Source organism: Azospirillum sp. BE72 (assembly GCF_031455875.1).
GTDB lineage: Bacteria > Pseudomonadota > Alphaproteobacteria > Azospirillales > Azospirillaceae > Azospirillum.
Map to the genome: position 1 here is coordinate 544225 of NZ_JAVDTO010000002.1, position 26767 is coordinate 570991.

The 26767-nt window shown below is 68.7% G+C and carries 20 protein-coding genes; 11 read left to right on the forward strand and 9 right to left on the reverse strand.

Annotated elements, in window-relative coordinates; translation table 11 throughout:
- The first annotated feature begins 50 nt into the window (after positions 1-50).
- Complete coding sequence (locus tag J2Y49_RS08700; RefSeq protein WP_310114111.1) at positions 51-1178, forward strand: PLP-dependent cysteine synthase family protein; 1128 nt, start codon at positions 51-53, stop codon at positions 1176-1178.
- A gap of 16 nt (positions 1179-1194) precedes the next feature.
- Positions 1195-1611, forward strand: a complete 417-nt coding sequence (locus J2Y49_RS08705) for a winged helix-turn-helix domain-containing protein (protein WP_310114113.1) — start codon at positions 1195-1197, stop codon at positions 1609-1611.
- Between the two features lie 13 nt (positions 1612-1624).
- Here J2Y49_RS08705 and J2Y49_RS08710 read toward each other — a convergent pair whose 3' ends face one another.
- Both J2Y49_RS08710 and J2Y49_RS08715 read right to left on the reverse strand, forming a co-directional pair.
- Entirely contained in the window at positions 1625-5953 is a 4329-nt protein-coding gene (locus J2Y49_RS08710; RefSeq protein ID WP_310114114.1) for a translocation/assembly module TamB domain-containing protein, read from the reverse strand.
- A 100-nt stretch (positions 5954-6053) separates the two neighbouring features.
- On the reverse strand, positions 6054-8126 hold the full coding sequence (locus tag J2Y49_RS08715; protein ID WP_310114116.1) for an autotransporter assembly complex family protein: 2073 nt from the start codon (positions 8124-8126) through the stop codon (positions 6054-6056).
- A gap of 194 nt (positions 8127-8320) precedes the next feature.
- Here J2Y49_RS08715 and typA point away from each other — a divergent pair, with 194 nt between their 5' ends.
- Together typA and J2Y49_RS08725 are read left to right on the forward strand one after the other, a co-directional pair.
- The gene (typA, locus tag J2Y49_RS08720; protein ID WP_310114119.1) at positions 8321-10147 is read left to right on the forward strand and encodes a translational GTPase TypA; all 1827 of its coding nucleotides are present in this window, start codon (positions 8321-8323) and stop codon (positions 10145-10147) included.
- Positions 10148-10327: 180 nt separating this feature from the next.
- Positions 10328-12001 (forward strand): iron ABC transporter permease, encoded by a 1674-nt coding sequence (locus tag J2Y49_RS08725; protein WP_310114121.1) that lies wholly within the window; start codon positions 10328-10330, stop codon positions 11999-12001.
- 6 nt (positions 12002-12007) lie between these two features.
- Here J2Y49_RS08725 and J2Y49_RS08730 read toward each other — a convergent pair whose 3' ends face one another.
- Positions 12008-13903 (reverse strand): potassium/proton antiporter, encoded by a 1896-nt coding sequence (locus tag J2Y49_RS08730; protein ID WP_310114123.1) that lies wholly within the window; start codon positions 13901-13903, stop codon positions 12008-12010.
- A gap of 119 nt (positions 13904-14022) precedes the next feature.
- On the reverse strand, positions 14023-14523 hold the full coding sequence (locus J2Y49_RS08735; protein WP_310114125.1) for an RT0821/Lpp0805 family surface protein: 501 nt from the start codon (positions 14521-14523) through the stop codon (positions 14023-14025).
- 163 nt (positions 14524-14686) lie between these two features.
- Here J2Y49_RS08735 and J2Y49_RS08740 point away from each other — a divergent pair, with 163 nt between their 5' ends.
- Positions 14687-14869 (forward strand): hypothetical protein, encoded by a 183-nt coding sequence (locus J2Y49_RS08740; protein ID WP_063634311.1) that lies wholly within the window; start codon positions 14687-14689, stop codon positions 14867-14869.
- A gap of 24 nt (positions 14870-14893) precedes the next feature.
- On the opposite strand, the gene J2Y49_RS08745 is transcribed toward J2Y49_RS08740, so the two are convergent.
- Complete coding sequence (locus J2Y49_RS08745; RefSeq protein WP_310114130.1) at positions 14894-15913, reverse strand: patatin-like phospholipase family protein; 1020 nt, start codon at positions 15911-15913, stop codon at positions 14894-14896.
- Between the two features lie 173 nt (positions 15914-16086).
- Between J2Y49_RS08745 and J2Y49_RS08750 the strand changes: the two genes are divergently transcribed.
- Positions 16087-17874 carry an ABC transporter transmembrane domain-containing protein gene (locus J2Y49_RS08750; RefSeq protein ID WP_310114132.1) on the forward strand — a complete coding sequence of 596 codons (1788 nt, stop codon included), beginning with the start codon at positions 16087-16089 and terminating at the stop codon, positions 17872-17874.
- Between the two features lie 139 nt (positions 17875-18013).
- Here J2Y49_RS08750 and J2Y49_RS08755 read toward each other — a convergent pair whose 3' ends face one another.
- The 3 genes from J2Y49_RS08755 to J2Y49_RS08765 form a co-directional block, all read right to left on the reverse strand.
- Complete coding sequence (locus tag J2Y49_RS08755; protein ID WP_310114133.1) at positions 18014-19102, reverse strand: ABC transporter ATP-binding protein; 1089 nt, start codon at positions 19100-19102, stop codon at positions 18014-18016.
- A gap of 1 nt (position 19103) precedes the next feature.
- Positions 19104-20126 (reverse strand): Fe(3+) ABC transporter substrate-binding protein, encoded by a 1023-nt coding sequence (locus J2Y49_RS08760; RefSeq protein WP_310114135.1) that lies wholly within the window; start codon positions 20124-20126, stop codon positions 19104-19106.
- Between the two features lie 79 nt (positions 20127-20205).
- Positions 20206-22410 (reverse strand): EAL domain-containing protein, encoded by a 2205-nt coding sequence (locus J2Y49_RS08765; protein WP_310114137.1) that lies wholly within the window; start codon positions 22408-22410, stop codon positions 20206-20208.
- A 558-nt stretch (positions 22411-22968) separates the two neighbouring features.
- Here J2Y49_RS08765 and J2Y49_RS08770 point away from each other — a divergent pair.
- On the forward strand, positions 22969-23214 hold the full coding sequence (locus J2Y49_RS08770) for a hypothetical protein (RefSeq protein WP_310114138.1): 246 nt from the start codon (positions 22969-22971) through the stop codon (positions 23212-23214).
- Here the strand turns inward: J2Y49_RS08770 and J2Y49_RS08775 are convergent.
- The gene (locus tag J2Y49_RS08775) at positions 23186-23527 is read right to left on the reverse strand and encodes a YnfA family protein (protein ID WP_310114139.1); all 342 of its coding nucleotides are present in this window, start codon (positions 23525-23527) and stop codon (positions 23186-23188) included. The two genes, J2Y49_RS08770 and J2Y49_RS08775, sit on opposite strands and share 29 nt — an antisense overlap.
- A 280-nt stretch (positions 23528-23807) precedes the next feature.
- Here J2Y49_RS08775 and J2Y49_RS08780 point away from each other — a divergent pair, with 280 nt between their 5' ends.
- The 4 genes from J2Y49_RS08780 (at position 23808) to J2Y49_RS08795 (ending at position 26765) form a co-directional block, all read left to right on the forward strand.
- Entirely contained in the window at positions 23808-24023 is a 216-nt protein-coding gene (locus J2Y49_RS08780) for a hypothetical protein (protein WP_310114140.1), read from the forward strand.
- Between the two features lie 22 nt (positions 24024-24045).
- Positions 24046-24402, forward strand: a complete 357-nt coding sequence (locus J2Y49_RS08785) for a hypothetical protein (RefSeq protein ID WP_310114141.1) — start codon at positions 24046-24048, stop codon at positions 24400-24402.
- A 104-nt stretch (positions 24403-24506) separates the two neighbouring features.
- Positions 24507-24686 carry a CsbD family protein gene (locus tag J2Y49_RS08790; RefSeq protein ID WP_149223359.1) on the forward strand — a complete coding sequence of 60 codons (180 nt, stop codon included), beginning with the start codon at positions 24507-24509 and terminating at the stop codon, positions 24684-24686.
- A 198-nt stretch (positions 24687-24884) separates the two neighbouring features.
- Positions 24885-26765, forward strand: a complete 1881-nt coding sequence (locus tag J2Y49_RS08795; protein ID WP_310114142.1) for a SurA N-terminal domain-containing protein — start codon at positions 24885-24887, stop codon at positions 26763-26765.
- The last annotated feature ends 2 nt before the right edge of the window (positions 26766-26767 follow it).

Consider the following 26767-nt stretch of genomic DNA (forward strand, 5'->3'; position numbering starts at 1 on the left):
CAATCCGCGCTATGGATTGAGTCCTGCGAAGCGCTGCCACACGGGACCTCATGACCTCCCCCACCCCCGCCGCCTCCCACTCCACCGCCGCCCGGCGCGGCTGGCTCGACGAGGCGCTGCGGCGAATCGAGGCGGACGTGAACCGGTCCGCCGACACCCATCTGCTGCGCCTGCCGATCCCGTCGGCGCCTGGGATCACGCTGTATCTGAAGGACGAATCGACCCACCCGACCGGCAGCCTGAAGCACCGGCTGGCGCGATCGCTGTTCCTCTATGCGATCTGCAACGGCTGGGTGCGCGAGGGCACCACGGTGATCGAGGCGTCGTCGGGCTCCACCGCCGTATCGGAGGCCTATTTCGCCCAGCTGCTCGACCTGCCCTTCGTAGCCGTGGTGCCGCGCAACACCTCCCCGGCCAAGATCGCGCAGATCGAATTCTACGGCGGCCGTTGCCACATGGTGGAGCGTGCGTCGGAGGTGTGTGCCGAGGCGCAGCGGTTGGCCCAGGCCTGCAACGGCCATTTCATGGACCAGTTCACCTATGCGGAGCGCGCGACCGACTGGCGCGGCAACAACAACATCGCCCAGTCGATCTTCGAACAGCTGGCGCAGGAGCCGCATCCGGTGCCGGACTGGATCGTCTGCGGCGCCGGCACCGGCGGCACCTCCGCCACCTTCGGGCGCTATGTCCGCTACCGCCGTCTGCCGACCCGCATCTGCGTCGCCGATCCCGAACATTCGGCCTTCTTCGAGGGCTTCCGCGACGACAACCCGAAGGCAGATGTCGGCCGTGGGTCCGGCATCGAGGGCATCGGGAGGCCGACGGTCGAGCCCTCCTTCCAGCCGACCGTGATCGACCGCATGATCCGCGTGCCCGACGCCGCCAGCATCGCCGCGATCTGGGTGCTGCGGGACCGGCTGGGCCGGGCCTGCGGCGGCTCCACCGGCACCAATCTGGTGGGCTCCATCGACCTGATCGCCGGAATGATGCGAGACGGTCGGCAGGGCAGTGTCGCCACCCTGATCTGCGACCCCGGCGACCGCTATATGGGCACCTACTTCAACCGCGACTGGCTGGTTTCGGCCGGGCTGGACATCGCCCCGTGGTGCGAGCGCATCGACGGCTTCTTTCGCACCGGCGCCTGGAGCGGCGACGGGATCGAGACCGCCGAGCGGTGACGGGAGAATCGCGGCAATGACGCGCATGCGGATCCGCATCGACTTCGACAGCGGCGGCTCCATCGGTCCCGGCAAGATCGCGCTGCTGGAACGGATCCGCGAGACCGGCTCGATCTCCGCCGCCGGGCGGGCGCTGGGCATGTCCTACCGCCGGGCCTGGCTGCTGGTGGATGACCTCAACCGCATCTTCCGCGAACCGGTGGTCAGCGCCGCGGTGGGCGGAAAGCATGGCGGCGGCACCGTGCTGACCGCCTTCGGCGCGGAGGTCATCGACCATTACCGCGCCGTCGAACGCGAAGCCCGCGTGGCGACCGCCCACCGGCTGACGGCGCTGGCCGCCGGGATCAACCCGGATTACGGAGCGGACAAGCAGGCCGACGACGGCAGCTTCGCCAACGATCCGGGGCTGAAGCCGGGATGCGGGGCGGAGTGACAGCGCCCCTCCCTCAGTAGTCCTTCTCGTAGACCAACCCGAACTGCGTGTCGGAATTGCCGCCGACCGAGGCGGTGCCCTTCAGGTTCTTGGTGATGTCCACCTCGACCTTCGCCCGGCTCTGGTTGGCGCCGATGCCCTGTTCGACGCCGACATAGACGCGATCGCTGACATAGCGGCCGGCCTGCACCGCGCCGCCCTTGCCGTTCTCGCCCTGGGTGAAGTCGAGCCGGTCCACGCCGATGCTGCGGCGCACACGGTCCAGGATGCCTCCGCCTCCACCCCCGACGCCGGCCAGCGCCGCCGCCGACTGGGCAAGCTGCACCGCCTCCGCCGCGCTCAGGTCGCCCACCGACTTGCCGAACAGCACGCCGGCCAGAACCTCGTCCTGCGGCAGTCCCTGGGGCGAAGTCAGCTCGATCTTCGGCTGGCGGGGGGTGCCGCTGACCACCACCTGCGCGGTGATGCCGTTGGCCGTCGCTTCGGCCAGCAGGTCGAGCCGGGGATCGAGACCGCCGTCGAAGTCGAAGATGCCGCGCTTGAACTCGAAGTTGCGGGCCAGCAGGTTCAGGCTGCCCTTCAGGATGGTGAAGCGGCCGGTCAGCTCGGGCGCCGCCGCGGTGCCGCCGACCCGCAGGTTGCCGCCAAGCTCCGCATCCAGCCCGCGGCCGCGCACGAAGATCTGGTTCGGCGCGTTCACCGTCATGTCCAGCGCCAGCACGAAGGGCGTTGCCGCAGGCGGCGCCTCCTCCGGCTGCGGGATGCGCCGGGTGCCGCCGGCCGTGGAGACCTGGGTGGTGCCGCGGGCGCGGCCCTTGCCGACCTCCGTCACCTTCAGGTCGACGACGCTGGCCGGCATGCGGTCGGGGATCTGGATCTCGGCCCGGCGGATATCGACCGGCCCGGCCAGACGCGCATTGGCGAAGCCGCCGGTCAGCGTCAGGTTCGCCCCGATCTCCGCCGTCGCGATGTCCAGTTCCACCAACCGTGCGTTGTCGGCCTTCAATGCGATGTCCAACTGCCGGTCGGCCGGAGCCGCCGGGCGGATGACGCCGCTGGCGCTGATGGCGCCGCCGTTGTGGGTCCGGCCCTGGAAGCTCTGGATGGTGAAGACGTCGCCGTCGCCGACCAGACGCGCCTGGATGTTGGTGATGACCGCACCCGACGCCCGGTTCTCGTAGCGCCCGTTCGCCAGCACCACGGAGCCGCCGAGCGACGGCTTCTCCACCGTGCCGCCGGCCCGCACGTCGAGCTGCAGCGACCCGCGCGCCCGGTCGCCCGACGACGCCAGAATGTCGTTCGCCAGCGACAGGTCGAGCGTGCCGTTGACCGCCGCCTCCAGCGCGCCGTTCGGCGGCAGGCTGACGGAATAGCTGTCGGGGTCCATCACCAGCGGCACGGCGGCGTTGGCGGTCAGGGTGCCGGCATTCTTCGGCATGGCGATGCGGCTGGTCATCGACAGGCGGCGGTCGCGCCACTGCGCGTCCACGGTGGCGTCGATGCCCGGCAGGCCGGCCTGCGTCGTCTGCTGCGCCTTCAGCCCGCTGACGCGCAGGGTGGCGTCGGCGCGCGGGCTGCGCAACGTCCCGCCCAGCGAGGCGCGCGCGTTGGCGACGCCGTCCAGCCGCAGGGTAGGGCTGGCGAGCTTTGCCAGGGCCAGCGGCAGGCGGTCGATGGTCAACTCGCCGCTCAGCCGGTCGCCGTTCAGGCCCAGGTCGGCGGCCAGCCGGGCATTGCCCGACGACAGCCGCAGTTCCTTCACCTCGTAGCGGCGCTCGGCCAGCAGGATGGTGGCGGGGGCGGTCATCCGCAGATCCTCCCCGGCATAGCGCGCCTGCAGGCGGTCGAGCCGGATACGGGTCGCCTCCCCCTCCCGCGTCAGATTGCCGGCGAGATCGAGGGCGATTGGCTGGGCCCCGGCGCCCGCGGCGTTGGCCCCAGTAGCATTGGCCTGGAAGGAGGCCTTCGCCAGCGAGCCGTCGACCGAGGCGGTTACACTGCGCAGGTCGTTGCCGGCGGCGTTTCCGTCGGTCATCTCCACCCGCGCCTTGCCGCTGGGGGTGCCGAGCGCATCGGCGACATCGGCCCGCGCCGTCAGGCGGCGGGCGGTCAGCAGCGGGCCGCCTTCCCCCTCCACCCGCAGGTTGGTGGCGTCGGCGGTCAGGTTGGCCGCCTGCTTGCCGCCCTTGCCGTCGAGCGCCAGGGCGAAGGTCGCCCCGCCGCCGAGCGGCATGCCGGCCAGTTCCGACAGGCCGTTCAGGTTGGGCAGCGCGCCCTCCAGCCGTCCGGTGGCGAGCAGGGTGTCGAGCGCCACCTGGGCCTGACCGGTGATGCGGTTCGACCCGTTGGCGATGGTCAGCCCATCCAGCCCCAGCGTCTGCTCGCGCAGCGCATAGCGTCCGTCGAGCGCCAGCGGCGTCTTGTCCAGGTTGGTGCGGGCCGACACCGTGCCGTTCGGCGTCGTGGGCAAGCCGGATGCCGTGGCCTGCACCTCCGTGGCGCCAAGTCGGCGGCCTTGGACCACGAGGTCGCGGGCGTTCAGCTTCGCCTGCGCCTCGATCGCGTCGAGCGGGCCGCGGGCGGTGGCCTCCAGCGTCGCCGAGCCTTCCATCGGGGTGCCGAGCGCGCCGCCCAGCGGCTCCAGCTTCGCCACCGTCAGGGTGGTGCGGGCATCGACCTGATTGTTCGCCAGCGCGGCGTTGCCGGTCAGCTTGCCGTTGCGGCCGTCGATCGTCAGGTCGGTCAGGCGCATGGCGCCGTCCGGCTCCATCCGCGCCGCCAGCGCCAGCGTCGCCTTGTCGCCCAGCACCGCGTCGGCCGGCGTGCCGGTGGCGAGACGGTCGAGGCTGCCGGTCAACTCGGTGGTCAGCACGCCGTCGGCACCGCGCCGCACCGGGCCGGAGAGAGCGACCGCCCCCGCCAATGGACGGCCGGCGAGGTCCGACAGCGGGGCGAGGTCGTCGGCGCTTGCGGACAGGGTCAGGTCAGCGGTCTGGCCCCAGCCGCCGAGCGTTCCCTTCGCCTCCGCCCGCGCGGCGGCGGCATTCAGCGCCAGCGTTTCCAGGCCAACCTGTCCGCTGCCGACGTCGATCCGCGCGCGGGCGGCGAGCGTCGTCTCCGGTCCGGTCAGGCGGGACAGAGCCGGATCATCGGCGGCGAGGTCGCGCAGCGTGGCGTTGACCGCGACGTTCAGCGCGTTCAGCGCGCCTTCGGCCGAGCCCTCCACCACGCCCTCGCGCCAGGACAGCGGCACCAGCGGATGCAGGGTGGAGTCCGGGCCGGCCTGTAGGGTCCAGCGCAGGTTCAGGCTGTTGTAGTCGGCGGCGATGTCGCCGTTCACCGTCGCGGTCGCGGCGGCGACGGTCAGGTCCAGCGGCCGGATGGTGATGGCACCGCTCGGCGCCCGCAGCACGCTGGCGTTCAAGGTGGGGGTGGGGCCGATCAGCGGCGTCACCGTCTCCCCCGCCAGCCCGGCGATCAGCGGGGCGAAGTTGCCGCCGGCCGCCAGCGTCAGGGCGTGGCCCTCCGGCACCTTCTTAATGGTGGCATCGGCGTTCAGGGTTCCGACGGGGGCTGCGGCCTCGCCCGCCATGGCGGTGAGCTTGCCGGCCCAGTCGTCCAGCGTGCCGTCGCCCTTCAGCGTCACCTGCACCGGCGGCAGGCCGGGGATGGACAGGGCGCGCGCCATGACGCCGCCCGAGGGTTCCGACGCGTCGACCGAGAGGGTCAGCGTGTTCTCGTCCGGCTTGTAGGCGGCGGCGATATCGGCCTTGCCGGGCTTGTCGTCGATGCGCGCCACCGACAGGGTGGTGTCCAGCGCCCCGCCGCTGTGCTCCAGCAGCATGGCGCCGGCGATGCGCAGCACCGCCTGTTCGCCAAGCAGCGCGGGCGCCAGTTCCAGTTGCTCCACCACCAGCTTCTTCAGGTCGATGTCCACCGGCAGGCTCGGCAGCAGCGAAGCGTTCGGGTCGGAGGGCGTGGCCGGTTGGGTGCTGACCGGTGCGCGGGTGACCACGACGGACGCCGCTTCCAGAGCATCGATCTTGGCGCTGCGCAGGAACAGGGCCGACGGCGACAGCACCACATGCAGCCGGTCGATGGTCAGCCAGACGCCCTGGCTGTCGGCGAGCGTGACGGTCGCGATGGTGAAGTCGGTGGGAAAGCCGCCCTCGATGGCGCCGAGCTTCAGATGCATGTCGGGCGATTCGACCGCACCCTCGATCTTCTCCGTCAGCCACTCGCGGGTGGAATCGCCGAACAGCGACAAGGCCCTTGCGGGCTGCGGACCGGCCAGCAGGCCGGCCAGGATCGTCAGACCGACCAGGAATATGCGAACCGTCACACCACGCCCTTTCACCAGCACGGCCACCCCAACAGGGCCAACTTTGTCTCAACCGCAATAGACGGTCATCGTCCCGAAGGATTGGGACGATTTTGCGCCATCAGAATGCCTGCCCCAGGCTGAGATACAGCTGCCAGCGCGCATCGCCGCTCGCCGGATTGAGGGGAACGCCGACATCCACCCGCAGCGGACCGAAGTCGGTGTAATAGCGCAGGCCCAGGCCGGCGCCGACGCGCAGCGGCTCGCTGAAATCGGGATAGGCCGAATCATAGACCGTGCCGGCATCGACGAAGGGCACGACGCCGATGCTCTCCGTCACCTTGATGCGCAGCTCCGCCCCGATCTCGAACAGCGACCGTCCGCCGACAGGGTCGTCGTAGCGGTCGCGCGGCCCCGCCTTCTGGAAGCCGTAGCCACGCACCGACCCGCCGCCACCGGCATAGAAGCGGTGGTCGGGCGGGATGTCGGTCAGCGATGTGCCCAGGATGCTGCCCAGCCCGATCCGCGCCGCGGCGACATAGCGCCCGTCGTTGCCGAGATCGTAATAGGTGGAGCCGTTCAGCAGGATCGAGGTGAAGGGCGACTTGGTGTCGCCGCCCACCGGAAACCACGGCGTCACCTGCAGCGACGCCCGCTGGCCGGAGGTGGGGTTCAGCAGGTTGTCGGTGCCGTTCCAGGCGGCGCCCAGCGGCACGCCGATGAAGGCGGTCTGGTAGGTGGTGTCCTCCGTCTTCACCCGTCCGCGCTCGCCGGTCACGCCGTAGCTGACGGTCAGCTGGTCGGTCAGCGGACGTTCGAGCTTGACCGTCAGCTCCGACGCGACGCGGCTGTAGGCCGGCGGCTGGTCGTTGACCACGGCGAAATTGACCACCAGCGACTGCTTCACCGCCAGGAAGTCGGGCTTGCGGAAGTTGACGCTGAAGCGCAGGTCCGGCAGGTCGTTGCCGGTGCTTGAACTGCCGCCGGAGGACCCGGCGACTCGGCCGACATCGACACCGAGGCGCAGTTGCTCTGCCCCGCCGAACAGGTTGCGGTGACCCCAATAAGCGTTGGTGCCAAGCCCGTCCTCGGTCGAGAAGGTGACGCCGCCGCCGATGAAGCGGCGCTTGCGCTCGCCCACCGTGACGATCACCGGCGTCACGCCGTCCGGCCCCGGCTCATCCGCCATCCGCACGCGGACGGTGTCGAAAACCTGGAGGGCTGCGATGTCCTGCCGTGCCCGGTCGGTGGCGCCGGGGTCGTAGACCTGCCCCTCCTTCCAGGCCAGCCGTCCGCGCACCAGATCCTCGTCGACTTTCTCCAGCCCTTCGATCCGGGTGGAGCCGTAGCGGGTCAGCGGGCCGGGATCGACGGTGTAGGTGACGTCCATCGTCCGGTCGGAATGATCGACCACAACCTCGCGGTCGGACGCCTTGGCAAAGGCGTAGCCGCGCTTTGCCAGCCGGCCGATCAGTTCCGATTCGGCATCGAGCACCCGCTGCGCCACCGCCGGCGCCCCGGCGGCGAGGCCGAGGTCGTCGGTCGCGATCTCCCCCGGCAGGGTGGAGCCGCCAGTGGAGCCGCCAGCTGTAGTGGTGGCACCCCGCACCGTCACAGTCTTGAAGTGGTAGAGCGGACCCGGTGTCACCGCGATCGTGACCTTGACCGGCGGCGCCTCCCCACCCGCAGGCAGGGTGCCGGTTGCCGCCGGATCCACGATGCGGATGTCCAACTGCGCGTCGTAGTAGCCGGCGGAGCGCAGAGCCGTCTGCAGCCGGTCGCGGTCGCTGTCCGCCCGCCGCTCCAGCCCGATCAGCGAAGGCGGCGTATCCCCCTTCAACTCCACCAGCGTCGAGGCGTCGTTGAGCGTGCCGCGCAGCCCGTCATCCTCGACGCCGGTGATCTCGACGTCGTAGCGGATGCCGGCCGGCCGCGCCTCTTCCTCCGCCGCGGCATCGGGCTGGGCGCCGCCTGGAGGGTTGGCGGGAGGACCGGCGGGGACTGCGCCGGGAATGCCGTCCGCCGGCGAATCCTGGGCGTGGCCGGCGCCGGACGGCCCCAGCAGCAGCAGGGCGGCGACCAGCGGAACGGCGATGGGGGCCTTGAGCGGTGCTGCGGCAAATCGCGTTGCGGCGGCCGCCCGGCGGCAGGAAGCGGAAGCGAAGCGGATCATCGTCACCAATGTAGGTGCCAAGGACGCATGGCTCCATCCCGGAAATTCGCGTTAGACCAAAGGGCACGGGACTTGCGTTTTGGCCGCAGTCCCATATATTGCGCCGCAACAGTTTCCCCGACAGCGCCCACGGATTAATCTTCGTCGGGCCTTTTTGTTGTTTGTGGCATGACGCTGCTGCGTGTCGGGGGTGCCCTTGCGAGACCGAAGGCTCCATGAATCTCCGTAACGTCGCCATCATCGCCCACGTCGACCACGGCAAGACCACGCTGGTCGATCAACTTCTCAAGCAGGCCGGCTCGTTCCGCGAGAACCAGCAGGTGGCCGAACGCGCCATGGACTCCAACGACCTGGAGCGCGAGCGCGGCATCACCATCCTGGCCAAGTGCACGTCGGTCCTGTGGAACGACCTGCGCATCAACATCGTCGACACCCCGGGCCACGCCGATTTCGGCGGCGAGGTGGAGCGCATCCTCTCCATGGTCGACGGCGTGGTGCTGCTCTGCGACGCGGCCGAAGGCCCGCTGCCGCAGACCAAGTTCGTGCTGGGCAAGGCGCTGAAGCTGGGTCTGCGCCCGATCGTCGTCATCAACAAGGTGGACCGTCCCGACGGCCGTCCGCACGAGGTGCATGACGAGGTGTTCGACCTGTTCGCCTCGCTCGACGCCTCGAACGAGCAGCTGGACTTCCCGACCCTGTTCGCCTCGGGCCGCAACGGCTGGGCGACCACGGACCTGGAGAACGGCGCCCGCGAGACGCTGACTCCGCTGTTCGAGCTGATCCGCGACCACGTCCCGGCCCCGAAGGTCGAGGAAGACCTGCCCTTCACCATGCTGGCGACCACGCTGGAAGCGAACCCGTATCTGGGCCGCATCCTGACCGGCCGCATCCAGACGGGTTCGGTCAAGGTCAACATGGCCGTCAAGTCGATGAGCCGCGACGGCAAGCTGGTCGAGAATGCCCGCATCAGCAAGGTGCTGGCCTTCCGCGGCCTGGAGCGCGTTCCGGTGGAAGAGGCGCATGCCGGCGACATCGTCGCGCTGGCCGGCCTGACCAACACCACCGTGGCCGACACCATCTGCGCGCCGGAAGTGGCCGAGCCGCTGGCCGCCCAGCCGATCGACCCGCCGACCCTGGCGATGACCTTCTCGGTCAACGACAGCCCGTTGGCCGGCCGCGAAGGCGACAAGGTCACCAGCCGCATGATCCGCGACCGCCTGTTCCGCGAAGCGGAAGGCAACGTGGCTCTGCGCATCGCCGACACCGAGGGCGGCGACGCCTTCGAGGTGGCCGGCCGCGGCGAACTGCAGCTGGGCATCCTGATCGAGACCATGCGCCGCGAGGGGTATGAGCTGGCGATCAGCCGTCCGCGCGTGCTGTTCAAAACCGATCCGCTGAACGGTCAGCGCCTGGAGCCGATCGAGGAAGTCGTCGTCGATGTCGACGAGGAGTTCTCGGGCACCGTCGTCCAGAAGATGTCGGAGCGCAAGGCCGACCTCATCGAGATGCGTCCCAGCGGCGGCAACAAGACCCGCATCGTCTTCCACGCCCCGTCGCGCGGCCTGATCGGCTATCAGGGCGAGTTCCTGACCGACACCCGCGGCACCGGCATCATGAACCGGCTGTTCCACGGCTACGCTCCGTTCAAGGGCGCCATCGCGGCCCGCCGCACCGGCGTTCTGATCTCCAACAGCGACGGCACCGCGGTGGCCTATGCGCTTTGGAACCTGGAGGATCGCGGCCCGATGCTGATCGATCCGGGCGTTCCGGTCTATCAGGGCATGATCATCGGCGAGCACACCCGCGGCAACGACCTCGAGGTCAACGTCATCAAGGGCAAGCAGCTGACGAACATCCGCACCACCAGCAAGGACGAGGCAGTCCGCCTGACCCCGCCGATCCAGATGACCCTGGAAAAGGCGCTGTCCTACATCTCCGATGACGAGCTGGTGGAGGTGACGCCCAAGTCCATCCGCCTGCGCAAGCGCTACCTCGACCCGAACGAGCGCAAGCGTCACCAGCGCGCTGCCGAAGCCAGCTGATCGGGTCGGGCGTTTTAGAGTAGAGTACTGGAGGCGATTGCCCCCACCCTAACCCTCCCCCGCTTCGCAGGGGAGGGAACTCCGCCGTCCCGCGACAGACTCCCTTCCCCGCGCAGCGGGGGAGGGTCGGGGTGGGGGCAAGTGCTTCTTAACTGACACCACCCGCGAGGACACCCCCGCATGGCGATGGCGACCGACGCGAAGTCTTCCGGCTCCCCGTCCTTCTCTCCTCGCCGATTGTGGTCGCGGGTCGGCCCGACCGGGCTGTTCGCCCTGATCCTCGCCTTGCTGATCGCCTTGCCGATCCTCGCCGTCTTCGTCCAGGCGGGCGGCGTCTCCACCGATCTGTGGGGACACATGGCGCGGACGGTGCTTCCCGGCTACATCCTCAACACCCTGATCCTGCTGGGAATCGTCGGCGTCGTCACGCTGGTGACCGGCGTCGCATGCGCCTGGGCCGTCACCATGCACGACTTCCGCGGGCGTGGGGTGCTGCAATGGCTGCTGCTGCTGCCGCTGGCCATGCCGGCCTATGTGCTGGCCTACACCTACACCGATTTCCTGCAATTCGCCGGCCCGCTGCAGTCCTTCCTGCGCGCCACCTTCGGCTGGCGCCGCGGCGACTACTGGTTTCCGGAGATCCACACCGCCTGGGGCGCCGGGCTGGTGCTGTCGTCGGTGCTGTACCCTTACGTCTATGTGCTGACCCGCGCCGCCTTCCTCGAACAGTCTGTCTGCGTGCTGGAAGCCAGCCGCACGCTGGGCTGCACCCAGTTCGGCGCCTTCCGCCGCGTGGCGCTGCCGCTGGCGCGCCCGGCGCTGGTGGCCGGCGTCGGCTATGCGCTGATGGAGACGCTGGCCGATTTCGGCGCGGTGCGCTACTTCGGCATCGACACCTTCACCGTCGGCATCTACCGCACTTGGTTCGCGCTGGGCGACCCGTCCGCCGCGGCGCAGCTGGCCGCGGTTCTGCTGCTGGTGGTGCTGGCTCTGGTCGGGCTGGAGCGGCTGTCACGCGGGAAGATGCGGTTCCACCAGACCACCGGCCGCTACCGCGCCCTGCCCGCCCCGCGCCTGTCGCCGCGCGGTACGGTGGTCGCCTGGATCGTCTGCCTGACTCCGATACTGTTCGGCTTCCTGCTGCCGGGCGCGGTGCTGATCCGCATGATCCTGCGCGGCGGCACGGAGCTGACGCTCGCCCGCTTCACCGACCTGACGGTCAACACCTTCATCCTCGGCGCCAGCGGCGCCGCGCTGGTCGTCGCCGTGGCGCTGCTGGTGATCCATGGCGTGCGCCACGACCGCAGCGGCCTTGCCACCGGCGCCGCGCGCCTCGCCTCGCTCGGCTACGCCACGCCGGGCACGGTGATCGCGGTGGGCATCCTGATCACCGTCGGGCTGACGCGCGATTGGACCGGCTGGCCGGTCGGTGCCATCCTCGGCGCCACCATCGCCGGCATCCTCTACGGCTATCTGATCCGCTTCTTCGTGGTGGCCTATGGGCCGCTCGAATCCGGCTTCGCCAAGATCGGCCCGAATCTGGAAGGGGCGGCGCGCTCACTCGGCCACACGCCGCTGCAGGTGCTGCGCCGGGTCCATCTGCCGCTGCTGCGCCCCAGCCTCCTGAGCGCCGCCATGCTGGTGTTCGTGGACATCACCAAGGAGCTGCCGGCGACGATGATCCTGCGGCCGTTCAACTTCGACACGCTGGCGATCGAAGCCTTCCGCATGGCCTCCACCGAGCGGCTGGACGACGCCGCCCTGCCCGCCCTGGTGATCGTTCTGGTCGGCCTCGCCCCGGTCATCTATCTGAGCCGCACCATCGCCTCGTCGCGCCCCGGCCATCGCGGGTAACGCCGCTCACGCCTCGTTGCGGGTTTCCACCCTCTCATCGCGCGTCGGCTCCGCCACAGGCAGGGGAGCCGCCAGCCGCCGGGACCGCAGCCTCTCTCGCTCCTTCCAGCGGCGGAAGGCGTGCTCGTTCCACCAGCCGCGCAGCCGCCCATGGATGTCGGTGACGCGCTGGTAGAGCGGCCGGCGCCGGCTGGTGACGCGGACGGGCTCCAACGCCAGACCGACCGAGGTGATGGTGTCCTCGTCCATGTCGCGCACGATCAGTTCGACACCGCCCATGCGCACCCGGTCGCCTAGTTCGCAGGAGCCGCCGAACTCGTTGCGCAGCAGGTCGCTCAGCGTCAGCCGGGCGTTGGGCAGCGACAGCGGCAGGCCATACATCTCGGCGATCTGCTCCACCGTCGCATCGGGGCTCAGCACCAGATCGCCGTAGAACTCGCGGTCGGACTGGTCGAGCGCCCGGCTGCCGCCATAGAGCTTGTCGATCAGCGGCAGGCGGTGCTGCGGCGTGAACAGGTAGACATGGTCGCCGGGCTGCAGCGGCTTGGCCTTGTGCAGCGGCACCACCGCGCCCGAGCGGATGACCAGCGACGGCCTGGCCCAGCGCGGCATGCGTTGTCCTCGTGCCGCCGGGCTCTTGCCATGGACGGTGTAGGCGACAAGCTCCTGGTCGGCATTGCCGGGAAGCTCCAACTCCACGCGGTCCACCGGGCCACGGCGGGGCGGGACGATCAGTTCCAGCACACGGGCCATGGTGCCGATGGTCCAGCCCTGCACCAGCAGCGAGACGACCACGACGACAAAGGCGGTATTGAAGATCAGCTGCCCGTTCTCCAGCCCGCCCAGCACCGGAACCAGCGCCAGCAGGAGCGACACCGCGCCGCGCAAGCCCACCCAGGCGATGAAGCTGGTCTCCCGCACGGAGAAGCGGTAGGGCAGCAGGCACATCCACACCGCCAGCGGCCGGGCGACGACGATCAGCACCAGCGCGATCCCCAGCGCCGGCAACAGCATGCCCGCGAACTCCCGCGGGGTGGCGAGCAGGCCGAGCATGACGAACATGACGATCTGGCTGAGCCAAGTCAGACCGGAATGGAAGCGCCGCAGTTCCAGCGCGCCGCGCAGCTTGACGTTCCCGGCATAGAGCCCGGCGGCATAGACGGCCAGATAGCCGCTGCCGCCCAGCACGTTGGTGGCGGCGAAGATGAACAGGGCGAAGGTCAGCGTCACCACCGGGTTCAGCCCGGTCTCGAAGTTCGCCTTGTTGATGAAGGCCACCAGCAGCCAGCCGCCGGCCAGCCCCATCACCCCGCCCAGCGCGAAGGCCAGCACCAGTTCGCCGACGATGGCCACTGGCGACGCAAGACCATGGGTCGCCGCCTCAACCAGCAGGATGGTCAGCATGATGGCGACCGGGTCGTTGCTGCCCGATTCGATTTCCAGCGTCGAACGCACGCGGTCGCGCAAGGTGATGCCGCCCACCCGCAACAGGAAGAAGACCGCCGCCGCGTCGGTGGAACTGCAGGCGGCGCCGACCAGCAACGCCTCCCCCCACCCGAGATTCATCAGGTAGTGGGCCGCCACGCCGACGACGCCGGTGGTTACGGCGACGCCGACCGTCGCCAGCGTCATCGCCGGCCAGGCGGCGGCACGGTAGCTGGCGAGCTTGGTGTCGAATCCGCTTTCGAACAGGATCACCGCCAGCGCCATCGACCCGATCAGGAAGGCGGAGCCGGCATCGTTGAAGGCGATGTGGCCGATGCCGTCCTCCCCCGCCAGCAGGCCGATGCCGAGGAAGATGAGAAGCAGCGGAGCGCCGATGCGCAAGGCGAGGTAGCTGGTCAGCACGCTGACGATCAGCAGCGTGGACCCGATGAGAATGATGTAGCTGACCGCCTCCATAAGCCCCACACGCCGTTGGCATCAGGCCGCCCCTTGGCGGAACCCCTTGATTTTGACGGCAACCCTGCACATCCGCAAGGCGTAGAAGCCGGAGGCGGTCATTCGGAAAGGCTGTACGCTTACGATACCAGCTTCCAGCTTCCGTCAGCCTGTCGGCAGGCGGTGCCGCGCGCGACCTCGGTCTTGCCGTCGATCACCACGGTATGGTTGTAGTCGCGGCAGGTCTGGCCGCTGTTGCCCTGATAGGTGCGCACCGGCTGGATGGTGCCGCTGTTGCCGGATTGCGGGTTGTTCCAGGTGATGGTCTGGTTGTTGGCGACCGCACGCTCCTCCGCGTCCGACGCCCGGTTCTGGTCGGCCGGCGTGAACTGGCGGGCCAACTGCTGGCCGGCATAGGCGCCGAGCAGCGTGCCGATGGCCGTGGTCGCCAACTTGCCCGCCCCGCCGCCGAAGCGCGAGCCGAGCAGGCCGCCGGCAACGGCGCCGCCCAGCGTTCCGACGGTCTCCGTGGTGTTCATCCCGCCGATGCCGCCGCTGTTGCCGGTCTGGCAGGCGGCCAGCGACAGCGCCGCGGTCGCGGCGATGGCGGTTGCGCGCAGGCGGTTGGTGATGCGCCGCATGGTCGTTCCCCCGTATCAACGTTGCACTGTCAAAGTCCGGTCAACGCTTGTGGGGTTAAGAGGTTCCCCTCGAAAGAGTCAGAACCAAAAGATCAGGAGGCGATGGAAGCAAAATGCGGTTCCGCGTGTTTAGACATCGAACAGTCAACACGAGGAGGGTTGCATGATGTCCCGTTTGCGTCTGATCGGTGCCGTGTTCGCGCTTCTTTCCCTCACCGCCTGCTCGACTGGCGGCGTGGTCGGCGGTGCGGCCGGCGCGGCCGGCGGTTACGCGGTGGACGGCACCCGCGGCGCCGTAATCGGCGGCCTGGGCGGTGCGGCGCTTGGCACGGCCATCGATCACTAGGACAGGCCAGTAAAGGCCAACCGGTTATCCGCGCACCGGCTCACGGGAGGATTCCCGCGGGCCGGTCGCGAAGACGGCGAGCGCGTCGTGCAGTTCCGGCAAGACGCGCTCCACCGCCGCTTCTCCCTCGCGGATGCAGTCGTCCGCCCGGTCGAACTCGGTCAGGCCGATATGGCCCAGCCTGGGTACGATGTGGACGTCCGGCGGGTCGCCGGCCAGTCGCGAGCGGGTGATGCGGTCGGTGACGATGCCCAGCGACGACACCATCACGCCGAACAGGCTCGGCCCCTCATAATCGCGGCGGAAGATGCGGCGGGTCAGCGCCCCGATCCCGCTCGGCGGGCGGTGTTCCGGCGTCTCGCCCTCCACCAGCCGCAGCAGGTCGAACCCGGCGGCCGTCGGCACGTTGGCACCGGGCTTGCGCGCCTTGCCCAGAATGTCGCCGGCCAGATTGACGGCGATCACCATCTGCGCCCCCAGCGCCCGGCAGGCCGACACCGGCACCGGATTGACCAGCGCGCCGTCGATCATCCAGCGCCCGTCGATCATCACCGGCGGAAACACCCCCGGCAGCGAGAAGGACGCCCGCATGGCATCGACCAGTTCGCCGCGCTGCAGCCACACCTCGTGCCCGGTCACCAGATCGGTGGTGATGGCGGCGTAGGGACAGGGCAACTCCTCGATCCGCTGGTCGCCCAGATGCAGGCGAAGCTCGGCCAACAGCCGGTCGCCACTGATCAGCCCACCGCCCTGGCGCAACCGCAAGTCAAGATAGCCGACGATCTTCAGCCGGGTCAGTTCGCGCGCCCACTCTTCCAGCGCGTCGAGCTTTCCCGCCAGATGGAGGCCGCCGACCAGCGCCCCCACCGAGGCGCCGCAGACGATGTCGGCCTCGATGCCATAGCGTTTCAGCGCCCGCAGCACCCCGATATGCGCCCAGCCGCGCGCCACCCCGCCGCCCAACGCAAGGCCGATGCGCGGACGCCGCGCGCCGCCGTCACGCCCATTGGCACCATTCCCGTTTGGGCCGTTCCCATTCGCCATGGGGTTCCCCTTCGCCAGCCGCACGGACGTTCGCCATGCCGATCTTCCACAGTCTGGCACGAAAGCGGTAAAGGAAGCCTGTAATCACCGCCAGGGTTGCCACGCCGACCGGTGGACAAAGCCGAAGCCCATGGGCTAAGCCATCCGCAACGGACAAGAGATCGGATGCGACCGTGACGAACAAGAGCGGCAAGCCCCTGCGCCTGGATGCGGCGACCGAACGGTTGGTGGCGCGGATGTGGCGCGAGTGGGTGCGGCCCTACCGCGGCAAGCTGATGCTGTCCTTCCTGCTGATGGCGGTGGTGGCGGCGGCCACCGGCGCCTATCCGCTGCTGATCGACCGGTCCTATGCCATGTTCTCCGCCCAGGACCGCGGCATGCTGCTGGCGATCCCCTTGGCGATCGTCGCGGTGACGGTGATCAAGGGGACGTCGCTCTACTCCCAGACCGTGGTGACCAGCGACATCGTCCAGCGCGTCATCGCCGACGTCCGCCTGTCGATGTTCACGCATCTGCAGACCGCCGACATGGCCCAGCTGCACGCCACCCCGACCGGGTCGCTGACCTCGCGCTTCATCAACGACGTCGACCTGATCCGCAACGCGCTGACCCGCACGCTGACCGGTCTGGTGCGCGACATCCTGACGGTGATCGCGCTGGTCGGGTCGATGTTCTACCTGGACTGGTTCCTGTCGCTGATCGTCTTCATCATCTATCCCATCGCGGCGGTGCCGATCGTGCGCATCGGCAAGCGCCTGCGCCGCGTGTCGCGCGATACCCAGGCCCAGATGGGCGACATGACCTCGCTGCTGACCGAAAGCCTGTCGGGCGCGCGCATGGTCAAGACCTACAATCTGGAGGATTACGAACGCGCCCGCGCCGGCCGCGCCTTTCACGAGAATTACCAACTGACCATGAAGGCGGTGCGCGCCCGTTCCCGCATCGACCCGATGATGGAGATGCTGGGCGGCGTCGCGGTGGCGGGGGTGATCGCTTTCGCCGGCTACCGCATGACGATGGGCGAGGGTTCGGTCGGCGCCTTTTCCGGCTTCGTCGGCGCGCTGCTGATGGCGGCCCAGCCGGTGCGCGCCATCGGCACGCTGAACGCCGCCCTGCAGGAAGGGTTGGCTGCCGCCCAGCGCATCTTCGAACTGCTGGACCAGCAGCCGACCATCCTGGAGCGGCCGGACGCCAAGCCGCTCACCGTGACCGAGGGTGCGGTCGCCCTGCGTGGCGTCCGGTTCTCCTATGAAGCTGGGGGCGACACGCTGAAGGGCATCGACCTCGACGTGCCGGCCGGCAGCACGGTGGCGCTGGTCGGGCGCAGCGGCGCCGGCAAATCGACCGTCTTCAACCTGATCCCGCGCCTCTACGACGTGACGGGGGGCGAGGTTCTGGTCGACGGCCAGGACGTGCGCGGTGCCACCCTGCGCAGCCTGCGCGGTGCGGTGTCGATCGTCAGCCAGGACACCGTGCTGTTCAACGACACAGTGCGGGCGAACATCGGCTTCGGCCGGCTGGATGCCGGAATGGAGGAGATCGTCGCCGCCGCCAAGGCCGCCGCCGCCCATGATTTCATATCGCGGCTGCCGGAGGGCTACGACACGGTGATCGGCGACCGCGGCGTGAAGCTGTCGGGTGGCGAACGCCAGCGGTTGGCGCTGGCCCGTGCCTTCCTGAAGGACGCGCCGATCCTGCTGCTGGACGAGGCGACCAGCGCGCTGGACAGCGAGTCGGAACGCTTGGTGCAGGCGGCGCTGGAGCGGCTGACGGAGGGGCGCACGACGCTGGTGATCGCCCACCGTCTGGCGACCGTGCGCAACGCCGACCGCATCGTGGTTATGGAAGGCGGACGCATCATCGAACAAGGCACGCACGAGGCCCTGCTGGCCGCCGACGGCGCCTATGCGCGGCTGTGCCGGCTGCAGTTCGGCGAGGATGAGGTTCGGGCGGGGGCGTGAGGGGTCTTGCACCGACTGCCCCCACCCTAACCCTCCCCCGCTGGGCGGGGGAGGGGATCAAGCGCCTGTTCGAAAAAGCAGCGGCAGTCCCTCCCCCGCCCAGCGGGGGAGGTCAGGTGGGGGTCTATAACTCAGCCCCTCACTCCGCTGGAAACACCATCACCCGTTCGGCCGCCATCGCAGCGGAAAGTTCCTCTCCGGCACGCACATCCACATGTCCCGGCAGCCGGGCATGGATCTCCGACACACCGCCCGGCAAATCCAGGCACACCCGCGTCGCCGGACCAAGGAAGCTGGAGTGGCGGACTCGCACCGGCACCGCGTCCGGACGGGCGCCAAGCGGCACCAGTTCCAGATCCTCGACGCGGCAGGCGACCTCCACCCTGGTTCCGCCGGGCAGGTGCGGCGCCTGGATGCGGCCGAGCGGCGTGACGATCTGGCCGTCGCGCACCGTCGATTCGAAGCGGTTGACCTCGCCGAACAGGCGGGCGACGAAGCTGTTGGCCGGGCGCTGGTAGAGGTTCACCGGCGTGTCGGCCTGGACGATGCGGCCGGCCTCCATCACCACGACGCGGTTGCCCATCTCCATCGCCTCTTCCGGGTCGTGGGTGACGACGATGGTGGCGATGCCGCAGGAGCGGATGATCCGCACCACCTCTTCCCGGACGGAGCGGCGAAGCTGCTCGTCAAGGGCGGAGAAGGGTTCGTCAAGCAGAAGGACCTTGGGGTCGCGCGCCATGGCGCGGGCCAACGCCACCCGCTGCTGCTGCCCGCCCGACAGGGTGTGCGGGTAGGCCTCGGCGTAGCGGGTGAGCGCCATGGTTTCGAGCAGTTCGGCCACCCGGCGCTTGCGCTCGGCGCGCGGGCGGTCGGTCTGGCCGAAGGCGATGTTGCCCGCCACCGTCAGGTGCGGGAACAGCGCGAAATCCTGGAACATCATGCCGACCGGCCGCTTTTCAGGCGGCAGGGAACGGTCGGCGGTGGCGAGCGGCACCCCGTCCACCGTGATCGTGCCGGCCTGGACCGTCTCCAACCCGCTGATCAGGCGCAGCAGGGTCGATTTGCCGCAGCCCGACGGGCCGACGATGCAGACCACCTCCCGCGGGGCGACCGACAGCGACACGTCGTCGACGGCGGTCAGCGGCCCGTAGCGGTGGGTGATGCCCGTCAGGACGACAGACGACGGAGAGGGGGCGGACGATGTCGCGGTGAACGGGGCGTCGGTCATCTTACTTCCAGCCGGCACGGTCCATGATGCGCAGCGCCTGCGGGGTGTAGGCGGCGAAGGCGGCGGCGTTGACGTCGGCGGCCTTGAAGGTGCCGAGCTTCACCAGCTCCGGATGCGGCTGGACCGCCGGGTTCACCGGATACTCCATGTTGCCGTCGGCGAACAGCCGCTGCGCCTCGGGGCTCAGCAGATATTCCAGCAGCTTGCGGGCGTTCTCCTGGTTCTTGGAGGTCTTCACCACGCCGGCGCCGCTGAGGTTCACATGGGTGCCGCGGTTGTCCTGGTTGGGGAAGATCACGCCGATCTTGGAGGCGACCTCTCGGTCCTCCTGCTTGGCCGAGGTGATCAGCTTGCCGACGTAATAGGTGTTGGCGATGGCGACATCGCCCTCGCCAACGGCGACCGCCCGGATCTGGTCGGTGTCGCCGCCCTGCGGCGGACGGGCGAGGTTGGCGACCAGCCCCTTCACCCACTCCTCGGTCTTCTCCTCGCCCTGCGCTTCGATGATCGAGGCGGTCAGGGCCAGGCTGTAGGGATGGGTGCCGCTGCGGGTCAGGACGCGGCCCTTCCATTCCGGCTTGGCGAGGTCCTCGTAGTTCTTGATCTGGTCCGGCTTCACCCGGTCGCGCGCATAGACGACGATGCGGGCGCGGCTGGACAGGCCCCACCAGGCGCCGTTCGGGTCCCGCAGGTTGGCCGGGACCTTGATGGCATCGAGCGTCGGCGAGGTGACCGGGGCGAGCAGCCCTTCCTTCGCCGCGGCGGCCAGACGGCCGGCATCCACGGTGATGAACAGGTCGGCCGGGCTGCTGGCGCCCTCCGACTTCATCCGCTGGATCAGTTCATCGTGGTTGCCTTCGATGATGTTGACCTTGATGCCGGTCGACTTCGTGAAGGTCTCGTAGATGACGCGGTCGGTATTATAATGTCGCGAGTTGTAGATATTCACTTCCTGGGCCTGGACGGAGAAGGCGGTCAAGGCACCAACGGCAAAAGCGATCCCGGCAAATTTGTCGACGAACATTCTACACTCCCGAACTGCGAATGACTCTCAAGGTCGTGAGAATGGATATCAGTTGCAGCTGATGCTGTCGAGACGGGAATCACCCTAAGGTGAGTGCCGCCTGCGCCCGCAGCATGTCGGCCAGCGCGGCGGGCGCCATCGGCCGTCCGAAGAAATAGCCCTGCATCATGTCGCAGCCGACCGACACCAGGAAATCGCGCTGCTCCGCCGTCTCCACCCCCTCGGCGACGGTGGTCAGTCCCAGGCCGTGCGCCATGCCGACGGCGGCGCGGACCAGCGCGTTGTTCTTCGGGTTGTCCGGAACGTCGATGATGAAGGCGCGGTCGATCTTCAGCTTCGCCACCGGCAGCTGCTGCACGTAGCTGAGCGAGGAATAGCCGGAGCCGAAATCGTCGATGGCCGCCTGGATGCCGAGGTCGGCAAGCTCCCCCAACGTGCGCACCGCCACCTTCAGATCGCGCACCGCCGCCTGTTCGGTGATCTCCAGCCCCAGATGGCTGCGCAGCGACGGATGCCGGCCCAGCAACTCCTCCAGCCGCAGCGTCAGGTTGCCGCGCAGGAATTGCTGGCCCGAGATGTTGAGGAACACGCGATCGGGCAGCACGCCCTCCTCCTCCCACTTCGACATCTGGGCGATGGCGGTGGACAGCACCCAGTCGGTGATGGGGACGATCAGCCCGCTTTCCTCCGCCACCGGAATGAACTCCCCCGGCGAGACCGGTCCCAGGGCATGATGGTTCCAGCGCAGCAGCGCCTCCGCCGACCGGACGCGGCCATGGCAGTCAACGATGGGCTGATAGACCAGATGCAGCTCGTTGCGTTCGATGGCGTGGGTCAGATGCATGGTCAGCATCATCCGCCGCGTCGCCGCCGCCGCCATTTCCGGCGTGTAGAAGCAGACGGCGTTGCCGCCATTGTGCTGCACCGCCTGCAGGGCCAGCTTCGCCTTGGCGTTCAGATCCTCCAGCGTGCTGACCGAGTCGTCCTGTACCGCCGCCCCGACCGACAGGCGCAGCCGCACCCAATGGCGGTCGGCATAGATGGAGGCGGTCAGCCGGTCGTGCAGAACCCCGGCCAGCGTGCGCGCATGCTCGCCATCGGTCACCCGTGACAGCGCCGCGAATTCATCGGCGGCGATGCGGCAGACGATGGTGTTGGGCGGCAGAACTTCCATCACCCGGCTGACCATGGCCTTCAGTGCGGCGTCGCCGACATGGAAGCCGAAGGCCTCGTTCACGTCGCTGAACTGATCGACATCGAGGGAGAAGAGCGCGAACAGCCCCTCGCCCGCCGCTTCGCCGTCCGCCGTGCCGTGGCCGGCGAACAGCGCCTCGCAATCCTCCAGGAAGGCGGTGCGGGTGAGGACGCCGGTCAGCGGGTCGTGCCGCGCCAGATATGTGGCGCGCTGTTCGGCGGCCAGACGTTCGGAGATGTCGCGGATGATGCCGACGAAGGTCGCCTCCTCCCCCAGCCGCGCCTGGCCGACGCTGAGATGGATGGGAAAGACGGTGCCGTCCTTGCGCTGGCCCAGCGTGTCGCGGCCGATGCCGATGATCTTGGCCCGGTCCGTCTTCATATAGGTGTCGATGTAGCGGTTGTGGTCGCGCGAGAAGGGCGGCGGCATCAGGATGGTCATGTTCCGCCCGAGCAGCTCGCCCTCCTCGTACCCGAACAGCTGGCAGCAGGCGCGATTGATGGAGCGGATGATGCCGCTGCGGTCGGACACGATGATGCCGTCCACCGCGGCGTCCAGCAGGGTCGCGATGAAGGTGTCGCGGCAGGTCACGAATTCCGCGATGCGGTCGGGATCGCCGGTCTGGTGGAAGGTGCCGAGATACCCCACCGTCTCGCCCGCAGCGTCGCGGTGGGCCAGCACGCTGCCGCTGAGAATCGAGCGGCGGCCGTCGCAGCCGGCCGTCAGGCAATCGAGCGGCGCCGAAGACCGCGACGGCGACTGGCCGACCGTCGCGATGGCCGTCCTCAGCGCTGCGATCGTCGGATGATCGAAGTCGGCAAGCGGATGGCCGACGAGATCCGCCGGATCGGCATCCAGCACGGCGGCGAAACGCGGGTCGACATGGCGGAGCACGCGGTCGCGGTCGACATAAACCAGCACCGCCCCGCCACGGTCGAGGGGATTGGAGTCCAGCAGGCTCGCGGCCAGCGAAGCCAGGAAGGCCGGATCGCGCGGCAGGGCGGCGGCACCGCCTTCCCGGGCGGAAGCATCGCCGCCGGGACCGCTGATTTCGGAGCCGTTCATCTGATCCGCCAGTTGTAGGTTCACGAAGTGATCCGTCTTCTCTGCAGGTCTCTGTCTGCCGGCCTGCCGAAACAGGATTGGGCAACCCATATTATCAATCGAACACCCGACGGAGGTATTATGACCCCGATCGGCGAGTTTTCCAACGTTCGGCCAAGCTGCGGCATACCGATGATTCGCGTGGCCGCCGGACCGTGATGCATTTGCACTCTAACGGTTGAAGTCGGATGCGCGATTGACATGGTTCAATGCGCGGTACGGTTCCCGGGAATAATCGACCGCCGCCCGACGCACCACCACAGCTTTTGCGCGTGTGATCTGCGACAATTCGGTGGCATTGCCCACTTGCACCTGGACCTGCGGCAGTGTTCACCGCAGGATATTCGCGGACGGGAGGGTGCCGGCCGGAACGGCTGCAAGGCGCCTCTCCCCAGTGGCTTTCGACCCGCGTGCATTCGATGGAGGAATAAACCGGACCTTGCGGGCGTTCGTCCGATACCGGCATCGGCAATGGCTGCCGCCGTCACACATCGGGAAAGCCGGCGGTCCGCCGCTCAAGAAATGGATAGGGAGCACCGTGACATGACCAACGCATTCAGCCAGATCCGCCATGCCGACGGCCGTGCATACTACCAGGGCACCCCACTGTCCCTGGCTGAAGCGCAGATCATGCTCAACGACGACATCCTGCGTGGCAGGGTGCGCGTCGGGGCGTATCTGCAGGTGGATGGGGGGCGTCTGGTCCTGGTGAACGGCCCCGCCCTGCGGCGGTCGGTCAACCGGCCGGTCCCGCCCGCCCTCAACCCGCGCGGGGACCAGCGAGGATAATCGCCGCCCCGGCAAGACAGAGCAGCGCGCCGGCCGCGTCCCAGCGGTCCGGCCGCGCTCCCTCGACCAGCCAGAGCCACAGCAGCGACGCGGCAATGTAGACGCCGCCGTAGGCCGCATAGGCCCGGCCGGCGAAATCCGCGTCCGCCCGCGTCAGCAGCCAGGCGAACAGGCACAGGCTGGTCACTCCCGGCAGCGTCCACCACAGGCTGCGCCCCAGCCGCGCCCAGGCCCAGAAGGCGAAACAGCCGCCGATTTCCGCCAGCGCCGCCGCTCCGTACAAGGCCAGCGTCGGCCACACCGCCCGCTCCATCCATCCTCCGCATCGCCGCCGGCAATCGGTCGATCGGTCGATCGGTCGATCGGTCGATCGGTCGATCGGTCGATCGGTCGATCGGTCGATCGGTCACGGCGATGCTGCGGCGCGCCCGGAGCTGCGTCAATGGCCTGATGCCGATCCCGCAACGCCGAATCGTTGCGTCGCGGCGAAATGCGCCACAGCTCGTTTCAATTTGCACCGCTAATATTACAGGCTGTTCATGGACTTGTCCGTGGGCACGGCATAGATTTTTCGGGAGTGGAGGCCTAGCGAAATGTTCATAGACGCATCCAATCCCATGCAGGACGCTTTGGAGACCATCCGGGCCACCGATGTGATCTCCGACGCGAAGAAGCATGCGTTGCGCCAGGGATTGGAGGCGCTGCGCCGCCAGCACTGCCCGCAGCATCTCCAGGCGACCGGCTGCTGTGACGACTGCGTAACCCGTCGCCGTTGTTTGACGGCGGTTCTCGACCTGCTCGGTTCCTGAGCATCGTGACGAAGGCATGCCGATGAGCCTCCCGCCCGGCAAGCGCCCGCCCGACGCCAACATGCTTGAAGACGAAACCGCGCTCTGCTCCATCGAAATACTGGCGGAAGCGGTGGAAATGGCATTCGTACCGGGCATCCTGGAACTGCGCACCCTGCGCGACGCATTGCAGGATGCACGACGGACCCGCTCCCCGGCAGCCGTACAACTGGCCTACAGCGCCTTCAGCCGTGTGGACCCGGAGTTCCGTAACCGCATCAGCCATCACGCGCTGACGCTGGCCACGATGCGGCGCCGCAACGCCGGCCCGATGCCTGTCGCAGCCCAGTCGTCGGAGCGGTCGGCCGGCCGCGGTATCGACGGGCCACGTCGGGCCTGACCGCCGGCTCTGCCCAGTCTTGCCTTTCGTGTACTAATTTTAATGGAGCCTTTCTCCTTCCGGTCTGTTGTCCAGGCATAACCAATTCACAGGAGGTTGCCACCATGGACAAGGATCGCATCGAGGGCGCCGCCCGCTCCGCCAAGGGCTCGATCAAGGAAGCCGCCGGCAAGCTGACCGGCGACAAGAAGACCGAGACCGAGGGCCAGGCCGACAAGGCCGCCGGCAAGGTTCAGAACACGATCGGCGGCGCCAAGGATGCCGCCCGTGACGCTCTGAAGTAAGCATAGGGCCTGAACGACCGGAAGCCCCGGCGCCGCATCGGATGCGGCGCCGGGGCTTTGCCGTGCGAAAAGGCCGCCCACAAATCCACTTCGCGGAAATCGACCGCGCGGAAAAGGGCTGTTGCCGCCCCACCCTGCCCTATCTATGATGCGCCGCCCCGGCCGGATGGCCGAACGACGCGCTTAGATTCGGGTCCCATGCTCCAGTTCATCCGCAATTTCGCCGGCTCCTGGGTCGTCAAGATCCTGTTCGTGCTGTTGATCCTCAGCTTCGGCGTTTGGGGCATCGGCGACGTGTTCCGTGCCTCCACGCCCACCACCGTCGCCGAAGTCGGCAAGGTGGAGATCGGGCAGCAGACGCTGGACCAGGAATTCCGCCGGCAGATGGAACGGCTGCGCCCGATGCTGGGCGGCACCCTGACCACCGAGCAGGCCAAGCGCTTCGGCCTTCTGGACCAGTCGCTGCAGTCGCTGATCCAGCGCACGCTGTTCGATCTCGCCGCGACCGACATGGGAATTTCCGTCGGTCCGGAGGTGGTCCGGCTGCGCATCGCCGACGAGCCGGCCTTCCGCAACCAGCAAGGCCAGTTCGATCCCAACATCTTCCGTTCGGCGCTGCGCAACGCCCAACTGACCGAGGATGGCTATGTCGCGATGATCCAGCGCGAGACGGCGCGGCAGCTGGTCGCCGGCGCTGTCGCCGCCGGCCTGACGCCGCCGCAGCCGCTGGTGCAGGATCTCTACCGCTTCCGCGGCGAAAAGCGCGTGGCGGAGATCGTGACACTGCCCAACGCCGCCATCGGCGATGTCGGGGTGCCCGACGACGTGGCGATCAAGCAGGCCTATGAAGACCATCAGGTCCGCTTCACCGCCCCGGAATACCGGTCGCTGACCGTCGCCCGCCTGTCGCCCGATGCGCTGGCCAAGGACATCAAGATCGACGACGCTCAACTGCGCAAAGCGTATGAGGAGCGGGCAAGCGAGTTCGGCGCGCCGGAAAAGCGCACCGTCCAGATGCTGGTCGTCGATGACGAGGCGAAGGCGAAGCAGATCGCCGAAGCCGCCAAGACCAAAGGTCTGGCCGAAGCCGCCAAGGACGCCGGCCAGGAGCCGGTGACCCTCGACAACATCGCCAGCGCCGACCTGCCGGAGATCGGCGACGCCGCCTTCGCGCTGGAGCCGGGCAAGACCTCCGACGCGGTGAAGAGCTCGCTCGGCTGGCACGTGATGACCGTCACCGGCGTGACCCCGGCGACCACCCGCAGCTTCGAGGATGTGCGCGACCAGCTGGCGAACGACCTGAAGAAAGAGCAGGCGCTCGATTCCGTCTTCTCCATCGCCAACCGCGTCGAGGACCAGCTCGCCAGCGGCGCGTCGCTGGACGAGGTGGCGCAGGCCCAGGGGCTGGCCCTGACCAAGGTCGCCGCCATCGACAGCACCGGCAAGGCGCCGGACGGCAAGGACGCCGCTCCGGACCTGCCCAGCCTGAAGGCACTGCTGCCGAGCGCCTTCCAACTGAAGACCGGCGCCACCTCCAACCTGACCGAGGGTGAGGGCAGCGTCTTCACCGCCGTCCGCGTCGACAGCGTGATCCCCGCCGCGGTCCGCCCGCTGGCCGACGTGCGCGATCAGGTCATCGCCGACTGGCAGCAGGAACAGCGCGCCGAGCGCGCCGCCAAGAAGGCGGAGGAGATCGCCGCCCGCCTGAAGCAGGGCGCTGAGGCCGCGGCCCAGGACGTCGCCACCCAGGCCGGCGCCAGCTTCGCCATGACGGCGCCCTTCACCCGCGATGCCCAGTCGGTCCAGGGCCTGCCGGGCGACATGGTCGGCAAGCTGTTTGCCGCCAAGCCGAACGAGGTGGTCAGCGGCAACACTGCCGACGCCCAGGTCGTCGCCCGCCTCCGGGAAGTCATTCCCGCCGATCCCAAGGCTGCCGACGCCGATCTGGCACCGGTCCGCGCCTCGGTCGAGCAGGGGCTGGAAAACGATCTGTTGGCCGAGTTCACCAACGCGCTGCGCGACAAGTACCCGGTGCGGATCTACCGCCAGCGCATCGACCAGTTCTTCGCCAGCAACTGAGG